The following is a 13,062-nucleotide window of genomic DNA, read 5'->3' as shown; positions in this document are numbered from 1 at the left end:
CAGTCAACGGTCGATGCGCCACATGCGCAAGCTTGCAATGCAGCGGGGCGTTGTGGCTATTTTGGACGTGGGCAGCTCCAAAATCGCGTGCCTTGTCCTGCGGTTTGACGGGTCCGGCCGCATGTCGGACGAGGGCGAGATCGGCTCGCTTGCCGGTCAGTCCGGTTTCCGCGTCATCGGGGCGGCGACAACCCGTTCGCGCGGGGTGCGTTTTGGCGAAATTACCGCCATGCAAGAAACCGAACGTGCGGTGCGCACGGCGCTTCAGGCCGCCCAAAAGATGGCCAACATCCGTGTTGATCACGTGATCGCCTGTTTCTCGGGGGCCGAACCGCGCAGCTATGGTCTGGATGCGCAGATTGATCTGGAAGGGCAGGTGGTGTCCGAGCAGGATGTCGCACAGGTTCTGGCCAGCTGTGATGTCCCTGAATACGGTGAAGACCGCGAAGTGCTGCACGCGCAGCCCGTGAACTTTGCCATTGATAACCGGTCGGGTCTGTCGGACCCGCGCGGGCAGCTTGGCAATTCCCTTTCTGTCGATATGCATATGTTGACTGTCAATGCCGCCGCCGTGCAGCATCTGGCCCATTGCATCAAACGTTGTGACCTTGAATTGGCGGGCATCGCGTCTTCGGCCTATGTGTCGGGGATATCGGCGCTGGTCGAGGACGAACAGGAACTGGGTGCTGCCTGTATCGATCTGGGTGGCGGTTCGACGTCGATTTCGATCTTTATCGGCAAACACATGATCTATGCAGATAGTGTGCGCATGGGCGGGGATCACATTACCTCGGATATTTCGATGGGTTTGCAAGTGCCCACCAACAACGCCGAACGGATCAAGACATTTTACGGCGGGGTACATGCGACAGGCATGGATGACCGCGAGATGATCGATATCGGCGGGGACACCGGCGACTATGAACATGACCGCCGCACGGTCAGCCGCGCCGAATTGATCGGCATCATGCGCCCCCGCGTCGAAGAGATTCTGGAAGAAGTCCGCGCGCGTCTGGATGCCGCAGGGTTCGATCACCTGCCCAGCCAGCAGATCGTGCTGACCGGTGGTGGCAGCCAGATACCGGGCCTTGACGGATTGGCCAGCAAGATTTTGGGCCAGCAGGTGCGCCTTGGCCGTCCGCTGCGCGTGCATGGGTTGCCGCAGGCCGCGACGGGGCCCAGTTTTGCCTCTGCCGTGGGTCTGGCGCTGTTCGCGGCAAATCCCCAAGACGAATGGTGGGACTTTGACATTCCGGCAGATCGCTATCCTGCGCGGTCGTTAAAGCGCGCTGTCAAGTGGTTCAGAGACAACTGGTGAACGCAAGATAGGGTGCTTTGGTCGAAATCGGGTAAGAATCGGCAAAAAAACGCCCAGATAATGTGTTGGAATTGTGTTTTTCGGGTGACGTAAAGCTTTAATCCCTATACTCTGAAGGGGATTGAACCACAAAATGCCCCGCAAGTGGGCAAGCAATACAGGCGGACGGCACATGACTCTTAATCTTTCAATGCCCGGACAGGGCGATCTGAAACCACGGATTACCGTTTTCGGTGTGGGTGGTGCAGGCGGCAACGCTGTGAACAACATGATCGAGAAGAACCTCGACGGTGTTGAATTCGTAGTGGCAAACACCGATGCGCAAGCGTTGCAGCAAGCCAAGGCCGAGAACCGCATCCAGCTGGGCATGAAAGTGACCGAAGGTCTGGGTGCCGGTGCGCGCGCAAGCGTCGGGGCTGCCGCTGCCGAAGAAAGCATTGAGCAGATCGTTGATCACCTTGCCGGTGCGCACATGTGCTTTATCACGGCTGGTATGGGCGGGGGCACCGGGACAGGTGCCGCACCGATCATCGCGCAGGCCGCACGTGAATTGGGTGTTCTGACTGTTGGTGTTGTGACCAAGCCGTTCCAGTTTGAAGGCAACAAGCGCATGCGTCAGGCCGAAGAGGGTGTCGAAGCCCTGCAAAAGGTCGTTGATACGCTGATCATCATTCCCAACCAGAACCTGTTCCGTCTGGCGAATGAAAAAACCACATTCACCGAAGCGTTCTCCATGGCGGATGACGTTTTGTACCAAGGTGTTAAAGGTGTGACCGACCTGATGGTCCGTCCCGGCCTGATCAACCTCGACTTTGCTGACGTTCGCGCCGTAATGGACGAAATGGGCAAGGCGATGATGGGCACAGGCGAGGCCGAGGGCGAAGATCGCGCGATCCAAGCCGCAGAAAAAGCCATCGCAAACCCGCTGCTGGACGAAATCAGCCTGCGCGGTGCCAAGGGCGTTCTGATCAACATCACCGGTGGCCACGACCTGACCCTGTTCGAACTGGACGAAGCGGCGAACCGCATTCGCGAAGAAGTCGATCCGGATGCAAACATCATCGTCGGTTCCACGCTGGATACCGAACTGGGTGGCATCATGCGCGTAAGCGTTGTTGCAACAGGTATCGATGCGGTTGACGTGAACACGGAAATGCCCGTGCCGCGCCGCTCCATGTCGCAGCCTTTGACACAACGCGTGTCGGCACCGATGCCAGCGGCCTTTGAAGAAAAAGCCGAGCCTGTAGTAGCACAAGAGCAGTATGAAGACGAACAGCCACAGCTGTTTGAAAGCGCGTCCGAAGGGAACGGCGGCTTTGGCGAGGATGACATCTTTGCAGAAGACGCAGGCGAAGCAGATGATCTGCCACCGCCCGCATACCGCCCCGAAGTCGCATCCTTTCAGCCGCGTCGCGAAGAAGTAGCCCACGAGCCCGAGCAGGAAACCTTTGTTGCACCGCGTGCGCCTGCACCCGGTACACCATCGCCCGAAGCGCTGGCCCGTTTGCGTGCCGCTGCACAGAAATCCTCGCCTACCGGTGGTCAGCAGCGTCCTCAGCCTCAGCCACAGCAGCGCCCACAGCCTGCCGCGGCAGAGCATGGTGAAAAGCGTTTCGGCATCAATTCGTTGATCAACCGCATGACAGGCCACGGCGAGCCAGAGGCGCAGCAGCGCCCCACACGCCAGCAGCCACCGATCCAGACCCGCGTTTCCTCGGCCGCACCACAGCCGCGCGACGCCCAGGACGAAGATCAAGAACGCATCGAGATCCCTGCGTTCCTGCGCCGTCAGGCGAACTAAGACGACGAAGACCACCTCGTAAACGATCGAAAAGGCCATCCTTCGGGGTGGTCTTTTTGCATTTCGGGCCGGTTTCCGGGGGCGGCGCGGGGCGACGGGCGGTCGGTCGCAATGTAATATTTGGCCGATTTTCGTGAGTTTATGACAGAAAACAGATCACGCTTTTGACGGTAATGGCAGGGTTGTAGCGGTTAAAAATCAATTTAATTCAGTGTGTTGATGGGCCGTAAGCGCCTTTGCGCCCAATTGTAACATTCATGTTTCAGACCGTAGCAATGATTGAGTTGAGCATGAGGAACCACGCCGATAGGAGATTGTTCAACTTAGACAGACGTTCTTTGACCACTGAGGTTTCATCGTGCAGACAACAATCAAGACAGAGATCAGTTTTATCGGTAAGGGCCTGCATTCGGGCCTTCCGGCGACTGTTACGATCCGTCCGGCTGCTGCACATCACGGCATCTGGTTTTCGCGCAGCGATCTGGACGTCGGCGATCGTTTGATCCCCGCCCGTTGGGACGCGGTGAACCGCTCCCCTTTGTGTACCAAGCTTGAGAACGCATCGGGTTTGCAGGTTTCGACCGTCGAACACCTGATGGCCGCGATTGCCGGTTGTGGCATTCACAACGCCCTGATCGAGATTGATGGCCCAGAGGTTCCGATCCTTGACGGGTCTGCCGCCCCCTTCGTGCGCGGCATCATGCAGCGCGGTGTGCGTGCCCTGACGGCACCTGTGATGGCCTTTGAAGTGTTGAAAACGGTCACCGTGACCGAAGGCGACGCCTCGGCCACCATCGCCCCCAGCGACACCATGAAAATCGATTTCGAGATTGATTTTGTCGATGCCGCCATTGGCAACCAAAAGAAATCTCTGGTCATGAACAACGGGTCCTTTGCCCGCGAGCTTTGTGACAGCCGCACCTTTTGTCGTCAGGCCGATGTGGATGCGATGCAGGCGAACGGCTTGGCCCTAGGTGGCAATTCAGGTGAAAACGCGGTCGTGTTTGACGGCGACAAGGTGCTGAGCCCTGGCGGTTTGCGCCATGCCGATGAACCCGTGCGCCATAAAATGCTGGATGCTTTGGGTGACCTGGCCTTGGCCGGTGCCCCGCTGATCGGCCATTATACAGGCCTGCGCGCGGGTCACACGCTGACCAACACCCTGTTGCGCGCCTTGTTTGCAACACCCGGTGCCGTGCGTCTGGTGGAGTGTGACGAGGCGATGGAGAAGCGTTTGCCGGGCTATGGTCTGGTTTGGGACGAGATTCCTGCGGTTGCCTAAGGGCTCGCGCTTGTGGAGTTGAAACTCCGCTCCAGCTTGGTTAATCCTATCCTTGAAAAGCAAACCGGTGGCAGTAAGACTTTGTCTTGCGGGATTAATCATCGTTTTGTTGCGCGATCTATTGTGCTAGTCACATGCAAAGGCGTATCAAAAACGTGGCTGAAGAAATGAAGCGAGGGTGTAGGGCATGACAATTGCAAAGTCGCGCAAGCGGTTGGTCGGTGCGGTGGTTATGGTCGCTGTGCTTGGCGCATGTAGTGGCAACCAGAACACTGGTCGTATTACCAACAGTTTTTTCAACCGCAAAGAAATCCCGCTTGAAACATATACAGCCGAGCAGATCTTCGAGCGTGGCGAATTCGAACTGAACCGCAAGCGCCCTGCTGAAGCGGCTGAATACTTCTCTGAGATCGAACGCCTCTATCCCTATTCCGAATGGGCCAAGCGCGCGTTGATCATGCAAGCCTTTGCGTTTCATCAAGATCAGGACTACCCCAACAGCCGTTCTGCGGCCCAGCGGTTCATTGATTTCTTCCCCGATGATGATGATGCGGCCTATGCCAGCTATCTTTTGGCGCTCAGCTATTATGACCAGATTGACGAAGTCGGTCGCGATCAGGGCCTGACCTTTCAGGCGTTACAGGCGTTGCGTCAGGTGATCGAAACCTATCCCGACAGCGAATATGCGCGCTCGGCTGTTTTGAAATTCGATCTGGCCTTTGACCATCTTGCGGGCAAGGAAATGGAAGTCGGTCGCTATTACCTGCGCCGTAACCATCCTTCCGCCGCGATCAACCGTTTCCGCGTCGTTGTCGAGGATTTCCAGACAACAACCCACACAGCCGAAGCCTTGCACCGTCTGGTGGAGGCCTATCTCCAGCTTGGTCTGACCGACGAAGCCCAGACAGCCGGTGCGATTTTGGGCCACAACTACCAGTCCACGGAATGGTACGAGGCTAGCTATAGATTGCTGACGGGCAAGGGTCTTCAGATGAAATCGTTTGGAAACAACTGGCTGACCGCGATTTACCGCCAAACCATCAAGGGCGAGTGGATCTGACGGACGCAAGCAAAGCGTCCCATACGGAATTTGACCCATGTTACGCGGCCTAGATATTTCGAATATGTTGATCATCGACCGGCTGGAGCTTGCGTTCCAGCCGGGTTTGAACGTTCTGACGGGCGAAACCGGGGCCGGTAAATCTATTCTGCTCGACAGTCTGGGGTTTGTGCTGGGCTGGCGCGGTCGTGCCGATCTGGTCCGCCAAGGGGCCGATCAGGGCGAGGTCACGGCCTGGTTCGATCTGACCGACACCCATCCCGCCCATGCCGTGCTGGAGGAAGCCGGATTGCCCGGTGGCCCCGAATTGATCCTGCGCCGTATCAACGCGTCTGACGGGCGCAAGACCGCTTGGGTCAACGACCGCCGCTGTTCCGGCGAAGTGTTGCGGGCGCTGTCGGAAACGCTGGTGGAACTGCACGGGCAGCATGACGACCGTGGCTTGCTGGACCCCAAAGGCCACCGTGCGATCTTGGATGATTTTGCTAGCACATCGGGCCTGCGCGACAAGGTCCGGCAGGCGTGGATGGCCCTTGCAGCCGCGCGCAAGGCCGCGACCAAGGCCGCACAGGAACGCGCCGCCATTGCCGCCGAAGAAGAATTCTTGCGTCATGCAGTGGGCGAGCTGGACAAGCTGAACCCGCAGGAAGGCGAAGAGGCGCAGCTGGATGCCCGCCGTCGTTTGATGCAGGGCGCTGAAAAGATCCGGTCTGATGTGGTCAACGCCTATGAAATGCTGGGGCAGGGCGGAGCAGAGACCCAGTTGGGCGATGCATTGCGATGGCTGGACGGTGTGGCGCACAAGGCCGAAGGCACGCTGGAGGCCCCGATGGCGGCCCTTGCACGCGCCATGGTCGAACTGGACGATGCCATGGAAGGTGTGGTTGCCGCGATCGACACCATGTCGTTCAACCCGATCGAGCTGGAAGAAACCGAAGAGCGTCTGTTCGCGATCCGCGGTCTGGCCCGCAAGCACGAGGTCCAGCCGGATGATCTGGCGGGGTTTGCCGATACATTGCGCGACAAGCTGGATGCGCTGGATGCGGGCGAGGCGGCACAGGCGGGGCTGGAAAAGGCCGTTCGCGATGCGCAGGCGGCCTATGATAAAGCCGCAGATGCGCTGTCTGCGGCCCGCTCCAAGGCCGCTGGCAAGCTCGACAAGGCCGTGGGCGGCGAACTTGCCCCGCTCAAGATGGAACGCGCCGTGTTCCAGACCCAAATCAGCCCCGAAACCGCTGGCCCCGAAGGGCGCGATGCCGTGTCATTCACCGTGGCCACCAACCCCGGTGCGCCTGCCGGCCCCTTGGGCAAAATCGCATCAGGTGGTGAACTCAGCCGCTTCCTGCTGGCGCTCAAGGTGGTTCTGACCAAGGGGCAAAGCGGGCTGACGATGATCTTTGACGAAATCGACCGTGGCGTGGGCGGGGCGACTGCCGATGCCGTCGGGCGCAGGCTTGCGGCGCTTTCGCAGGGCGAACAGGTTCTGGTCGTGACCCATTCGCCCCAGGTGGCCGCCCTTGGCGCGCATCACTGGCGGGTGTCCAAGGCGGTTTCAAAGGGCATGACCCTGTCCACGGTCACGCCCCTGTCAGATGCCGAACGGGTGGACGAAGTCGCCCGCATGTTGTCCGGCGACACGATTACCGATGCTGCACGGGCCGCCGCGCGCGAACTTTTGGGCGGTCAATTCGCAGAGTAATCTGCGCGCTGCTGTTGCAGGGGTTTTCCTATGGGCAACTGTGTCCTAGACAGGATGTACCCTTGATGAAAAGCAGTCTTGCCCGTGAACCCGCACCCCTATCTGACCCAGCAATATGATGTTGCCCGCGCCAAGGCGCGCAGCGGTTGGGATGTGTTGCGCCAAAAGGGGCCGGGCAAGGTCACTTTCTGGTTCATCGCTCTGGCCGTTGGCATCGCCGCCGGATTTGCCGCACTTCTTTTCCGTAAGGGAATCAACCTGATACAGGCGTTTCTTTACGGCACCGAAGACGTACAGCATCTGCATAGTTTTATCGGTAGCCTTGACTGGTACTGGGTTGTCCTGATCCCGACCACGGGTGGTTTGGTGGTTGGGCTGATCTTGCATATTTTCACCCGCGACGCCCGTGTGCGCAGTGTCGGGGATGTGATCTTGGGCGCGGCCATGCACGAGGGCAGGGTCGAAACCCGCGCCGGTCTGGCATCTGCCCTGGCGTCGATGATCACGCTTAGCACGGGCGGGTCTTCGGGGCGTGAAGGGCCGGTTGTCCACCTTGCCGGCGTGATTTCCACCCTTGTCAGCCGCAGGATCAACGCCAGCGGCATCACGGGGCGCGATCTGTTGGGCTGTGCTGTGGCAGCTGCCGTGTCCGCCAGCTTTAACGCGCCGATTGCGGGCGCGCTTTTCGCGCTCGAGGTGGTGTTGCGGCATTTCGCGGTGCATGCGTTTGCGCCGATCGTCATTGCCTCGGCCGCCGGAACGGTGATCAACCGGCTGGAGTTTGGCGGCTTGACCGAATTTGCCCTTCCGACCGTCGGTGACGTGGCCTTTTACGCCGAATTGCCGGCGTTCTTGCTGTTGGGCCTGACCTGCGGGCTGGTCGCTGTCATCTTGATGCGCAGTATTTTCTGGGCCGAAGACATCGGCAACTTCATTCAGGACAAAACGAGGCTGCCCCGCTATTTGCGCCCTGCGGTTGCGGGGGCCTTGCTGGGGTGTATCGCCTTGTGGTTCCCGCACATTATCGGTGTCGGATACGAGACAACGACCCGTGCGTTGGCCGGAAATATGGTGCTGAACGAAGCGATTGTTTTTGCCGCTCTCAAGATCGTTGCGGTGTCGATCACGCTGGGGGGCCGGATGGGCGGCGGGGTGTTTTCACCGTCCTTGATGCTGGGCGCGCTGACCGGGCTGGCCTTTGGGCTGATCGCCACCAGCGTGTTTCCCAATGTGTCCGGGGTCACGTCGCTTTATGCGCTGGCGGGGATGGGGGCCGTGGCCGCCGCCGTGCTGGGCGCGCCGATTTCGACGACCCTGATCGTGTTTGAACTGACAGGCGACTGGCAGACCGGCCTTGCGGTCATGGTGGCGGTCAGCATTTCCACCGCCGTTGCATCGCGGCTTGTCGATCGCAGTTTTTTCCTGACCCAGATGGAACGGCGCGGTGTACATCTGGCGGCGGGGCCGCAGGCTTATTTGCTGGCGATGTTCTTGGTGGGCCGGATCATGCGCCCCCGCGATGACCCGCGCGCCGCGAACGAGGAAACCTGCTGGGACCTGATCGCCGAGGGCACCTATATCGACGGGGCAGCCACGCTGGAGGCCGCGATGCCGATATTTGAACAGTCCGGTGCGGCCTTTATTCCGGTTGTGACCCTCAAGCCTGATTCTCCGCCCGAACTGCTTGGCGCGCTGTTCCATGTGGACGCCCTCAAGGCCTATAACCGCGCCCTGGCCGAGACTGCGGCAGAAGAACATTCCTGATTGTGTCACATTAAGACACAATGCGAATGCGCCCTTTTTATTGTCCGCCAATAGGCGTCAACCATTTGAAATGTGGCAAGATTAAGATTTAACAGCGGCAAAATTTCGAGTAAGATTTTATTAACTCATTTTCAAATAAGGATATTTTCAATGCTTGGTCTGGTTTTGCTGCCTGCGATTGCTCTTTTCGGATTGGCGGGGCTTCTTGACGGTGGCGACGACGACACCGATGCCCAAGACACCAATCCCGATGTGATCGATCCTGTTGTCGATCCCCAGATCATCGCCGCATCTGGCACCTCCGAGGGCGATCTGTTGAACGGCACTGGTGCCAAGGACGATCTGGACGGGCTTGAGGGCGACGACACACTCAACGGGTTTGGCAATGATGATACATTGCAGGGCGGCCCCGGTGCCGACAGCATTTCGGGCGGCGGTGGAGACAACATTTTGCTGGGCGACGACGGCAATGACACCTTGAACGGTGGGCCGCAGTCTGACGGCATGTCCGGCGGTGCCGGTGACGACGTTCTGACCGGTTTCGGTGACGATGATCTGCTGCTTGGCGGTGATGGTGCCGATCTGCTGCGCGGCGGCACGGGCAATGACATTCTGGCGGGCGAAAACGGCAATGATACGCTGGATGGCGGTGCAGGGGATGACTATCTCGAGGGTAACTTTGGCGATGACAGCATCGCGGGCTTTGGCGGTCAGGACACATTGGTTGGCGGCAACGGTGCCGATAATCTGGATGGCGGCGACGGCGCTGACACATTGTTTGGCAACGGCTTGGCCGACACGCTGTTTGGCGGCAAGGGCAATGACGTGCTGCGCGGCGGCACCAACAACGACCTGCTGAATGGCGGTTCGGGCAATGACGACATGCAAGGCAACTTTGGGGCCGATACCCTGTTTGGCGGTCGCGGGTTCGATACGCTGTCGGGCGGCGAAGGCTTTGACTATCTTGCGGGCAATGATGGCAATGACCTGCTGTCGGGCAACGAAGGCAACGATGGTCTGAACGGCGGCGCGGGCAATGACACCCTGTTGGGCGGCGTTGGCAATGACACGCTTAGCGGTCTGTCGGGTGATGACATGCTGGACGGCGAAGGCGGCAGTGACCTGATCAACGGCAATTCCGGCAACGATACCTTGCTGGGCGGCGGGTCGGATGACACGTTGAACGGCGGCGCAGGCGATGATGTGCTTGATGGCGGCACCCAAAGCGATTTGCTGAATGGCGGTGGCGGCAACGACAATATGTCGGGGGGCAGCGGCGCTGATACGCTCAACGCCGGTCCGGGCAATGACACGCTTGACGGTGGCGATGGCCCCGACCAACTGGCTGGCAACAAGGGCGACGACGTCATCTCGGGCGGGTTGGGCAATGACGCCATCTTTGGCGGGCCGGGCAATGACACGATGCTGGGCAACGAAGGCAATGATTTCCTGCTGGCAGGCACCGGGGTGGACAGCATTGATGGTGGCGCTGGAAACGACGTTATTCGCGCCTATGATTTCGACTTTGGCACGGATGTCACAGGCGCATCCGATACGCTGGCTGATACGGTTGTCGGGGGCGATGGCGATGACACCATCAGCGCCAATAACGGCGACAGCGTGACTGGCGGTGCCGGATCGGACATCATCAACGCCATCGGCTATGATCAGGTCGGCACGGCACCGGTGATCGTGACAGATTTCAATCTGGCCGAAGACGGTCTGTATTTGCAGGAAACCCAGACATCACCCGCGAAATTCGCACCCGGCGATGGTAATTTCGAGATCCGCACTGCTGCAAACGGCACGGATAGTGAAATCGTTGTCGGGGGGAATGTGGTTGTGATCTTGCAAAACACCGATGCCGCCGCCCTAAGCGCCGACACCAGCTGGTTGCTTAACGTCTAAACGTTCAAATCTGCTCGACGGTGACTTCGGGCAGATTGTAAAAGGCCAGATAGCCCTTGATCCCAGCGACAGCCTCGGTGGGATTTTCATAGGACCAGGCAACATTCTGCAACGTCCGGCTTTTGGTGACGACCGAGTAATAGGTCGCATCGCCCTTGTAGGGGCAATGGGTGGTCTTGTTGGTCTTGTCCAGAAATGCCATCGCGATGTCTTCGCGCGGGATATAGATCACCGCATCCATGTCACCTTCGCGCAGCTCAAGCGCATTTCTGGTCTCGGCCAGAACGGCCCCCCCTGCGCGGACTGTCCATGTGCCATCGGCATTCAAAATCTTTATATGGTCTGACATCTCGGACCGCCCTCCCTGAAACTCTTATGATAACCGACGCTCAAATAGGTGCCGTTGCGGCATCCAACCACAATTTTGCATCAGGCGATAGCCGGGGTCCAATTTTTTCCGCAACGTTATGGTGGTAGGCATTCAGCCAGTCGCGGGCATCCTCCCCCAGCATCTCCACAAGGACCAACCGCCGGTCGATGGGCGCAAAGCTCAGGGTTTCCCAATCCAGCATCTTGCGATGCGCGTCGCCCCCCGGCAGATCAGGGGCAGGGCGCACCACCAGCAGGTTCTCGATCCGGATGCCAAAGGCCCCCTCGCGGTAATATCCCGGCTCGTTGCTCAGGATCATCCCGGCCATCAAGGGCACCGTGCTGATCTTGCTCAGCCGTTGCGGGCCTTCATGCACGCTGAGATAGGCACCAACGCCGTGGCCCAGCCCGTGGTCGAAATCCTGTCCCGCCAGCCACAGCGGCACGCGGCCGATTGCCTCGATATCGCGGCCCGCAAGGCCCTGCGGCCAGCGCAGGCGGCTCATCGCGATCATGCCCATCAGGACACGGGTAAAGGCCTGCCTTGCCTCCAGCGGCGGGGTGCCAATGGCGATGGTGCGGGTGATGTCGGTTGTGCCATCCAGATATTGCCCGCCTGAATCCAGCACCAACAGGTGACCATCTTCAAGGGTGCTATCGGTTTCCTCGGTCACGCGGTAATGCATGATCGCGCCGTTGGGCCCCGTGCCTGCGATGGTCTCAAAGCTGATGTCCTGCAAGGCATTGTCGCGGCGGCGGCAAGTCTCAAGCTGGCGCACGACCTGAGCTTCGGTCACCGTGCCGGGGGGTTGGGCATCCAGCCAGGCCAGCAATTCGACCAGCGCCGCCCCGTCGCGCAAATGCGCCGCAGCCGATCCCGCAAGCTCGGCCTCGTTCTTGCAGGCCTTGGGCAGCGCACAGGGATCATCGCCCCAGGACACGCGGTCGCCCACAGCATCGGCCACAGCCACCGGAACCGTAGTTTTATCCAGCCGGATCGGGCCGGCAAGGGTGGCAAGATAGCCCAGCAGCGCATCAGGCGCATGGACGGTCACGCCGTCGGCCAGATGATCTGCCAGACCGGCAACCTTCTGGGGGGCGACAAACAGATCAACCGCCGCGGACCCGTGCAACACGACAAAGCCGTGCACGACCGGATTGCGCGCAATATCCGCACCGCGGATGTTCAGCAGCCAACACAGACTGTCGGGCAGGGTAATGACAGCCGCCGCTTCGCCTTTCTTGCGCAACTCCTCGCCCAGGCGGGCGCATTTGTCGGCATGGGGTTCTCCTGCGAACTCAAGCGGATGCACCTTGGCAGGAAACATCGGTGGCGCAGGCTGGTCCTGCCAGATCCGGTCCACCAGATTATCGCAGCGCCGCATCTTGATGCCGCTGCCCTTCAAGGCCTCTTCAAGCTGTTCGATCTGCCCCACGGCATGCAGCCACGGATCAAAGCCGACAATCCCGCCATTGGGCAATTGCTCTCGCAGCCAGTCGGCCAAAGACACCTCGGGCCAGGGCACTGGGCTATACACATCCGCCACCTGCGCCTTGACCTGCGTACGATACCGGCCGTCGATGAACACACCTGCAACGCCCGTCAGCGCCGCGCAAAAACCGGCGGACCCGGTAAAGCCTGTCAGCCAGCTCAACCGCTCGTCATGGGGGGAAACATATTCGCCCTGATGCGCATCCGCGCGCGGCACCAGAAAACCGTCCAGCCCTTCGGCTGCTAATTCGACCCGCAACGCCGCCAAACGCGGTGGCCCCTGTTCGGGCCTCGAAGTCACCTCAAACGATTGAAACATGACGCAAGTCCCTCTTCATTTTGCCAAATAAACTCCCCGCGGAGCGTCCG

General features: G+C 59.7%; 9 protein-coding genes. 7 read left to right on the top strand and 2 right to left on the bottom strand.

What is annotated here, in order from left to right:
• The first annotated feature begins 13 nt into the window (after window positions 1–13).
• The 7 genes from ftsA to HGT1_RS08165 all read left to right on the top strand — a co-directional run bounded on the left by ftsA (window position 14) and on the right by HGT1_RS08165 (window position 10,832).
• A complete protein-coding gene (gene ftsA, locus HGT1_RS08195; protein WP_176249737.1) occupies window positions 14–1,318 on the top strand; it encodes a cell division protein FtsA in 1,305 nt (434 codons plus the stop codon).
• Between the two features lie 172 nt (window positions 1,319–1,490).
• Window positions 1,491–3,119, top strand: coding sequence for a cell division protein FtsZ (gene ftsZ / locus HGT1_RS08190; protein WP_176249434.1), 1,629 nt, complete (start codon window positions 1,491–1,493; stop codon window positions 3,117–3,119).
• 358 nt (window positions 3,120–3,477) lie between these two features.
• The gene (gene lpxC / locus HGT1_RS08185) at window positions 3,478–4,401 is read left to right on the top strand and encodes a UDP-3-O-acyl-N-acetylglucosamine deacetylase (RefSeq protein WP_176249433.1); all 924 of its coding nucleotides are present in this window, start codon (window positions 3,478–3,480) and stop codon (window positions 4,399–4,401) included.
• Window positions 4,402–4,588: 187 nt separating this feature from the next.
• A complete protein-coding gene (locus HGT1_RS08180) occupies window positions 4,589–5,461 on the top strand; it encodes an outer membrane protein assembly factor BamD (RefSeq protein ID WP_176249432.1) in 873 nt (290 codons plus the stop codon).
• A 37-nt stretch (window positions 5,462–5,498) separates the two neighbouring features.
• Window positions 5,499–7,160 carry a DNA repair protein RecN gene (gene recN / locus HGT1_RS08175; RefSeq protein WP_176249431.1) on the top strand — a complete coding sequence of 554 codons (1,662 nt, stop codon included), beginning with the start codon at window positions 5,499–5,501 and terminating at the stop codon, window positions 7,158–7,160.
• 78 nt (window positions 7,161–7,238) lie between these two features.
• Window positions 7,239–8,924: a chloride channel protein gene (locus tag HGT1_RS08170; protein WP_176249430.1), complete on the top strand. Its 1,686-nt coding sequence runs from the start codon at window positions 7,239–7,241 to the stop codon at window positions 8,922–8,924.
• 150 nt (window positions 8,925–9,074) lie between these two features.
• Entirely contained in the window at window positions 9,075–10,832 is a 1,758-nt protein-coding gene (locus HGT1_RS08165; protein WP_176249429.1) for a calcium-binding protein, read from the top strand.
• 4 nt (window positions 10,833–10,836) lie between these two features.
• Here HGT1_RS08165 and HGT1_RS08160 read toward each other — a convergent pair whose 3' ends face one another.
• Together HGT1_RS08160 and HGT1_RS08155 are read right to left on the bottom strand one after the other, a co-directional pair.
• Entirely contained in the window at window positions 10,837–11,181 is a 345-nt protein-coding gene (locus HGT1_RS08160) for a DUF427 domain-containing protein (RefSeq protein WP_176249428.1), read from the bottom strand.
• Window positions 11,182–11,221: 40 nt separating this feature from the next.
• Entirely contained in the window at window positions 11,222–13,012 is a 1,791-nt protein-coding gene (locus HGT1_RS08155) for an aminopeptidase P family protein (RefSeq protein WP_176249427.1), read from the bottom strand.
• Window positions 13,013–13,062: the final 50 nt, after the last annotated feature.

Source organism: Sulfitobacter sp. HGT1 (assembly GCF_013282155.1).
In the GTDB taxonomy this organism is placed as follows: domain Bacteria; phylum Pseudomonadota; class Alphaproteobacteria; order Rhodobacterales; family Rhodobacteraceae; genus Sulfitobacter.
This window is presented reverse-complemented; position numbering and strand designations above follow the sequence as displayed.

Bases quoted from the DNA above. Each gene is read 5' to 3' on its own strand.
- HGT1_RS08180 (WP_176249432.1), top strand. From the start codon at position 4,589: ATGACAATTGCAAAGTCGCGCAAGCGGTTGGTCGGTGCGGTGGTTATG.
- ftsA (WP_176249737.1), top strand. From the start codon at position 14: ATGCGCCACATGCGCAAGCTTGCAATGCAGCGGGGCGTTGTGGCTATT.
- HGT1_RS08155 (WP_176249427.1), bottom strand. From the start codon at position 13,012: ATGTTTCAATCGTTTGAGGTGACTTCGAGGCCCGAACAGGGGCCACCG.
- HGT1_RS08165 (WP_176249429.1), top strand. From the start codon at position 9,075: ATGCTTGGTCTGGTTTTGCTGCCTGCGATTGCTCTTTTCGGATTGGCG.
- HGT1_RS08160 (WP_176249428.1), bottom strand. From the start codon at position 11,181: ATGTCAGACCATATAAAGATTTTGAATGCCGATGGCACATGGACAGTC.
- ftsZ (WP_176249434.1), top strand. From the start codon at position 1,491: ATGACTCTTAATCTTTCAATGCCCGGACAGGGCGATCTGAAACCACGG.
- recN (WP_176249431.1), top strand. From the start codon at position 5,499: ATGTTACGCGGCCTAGATATTTCGAATATGTTGATCATCGACCGGCTG.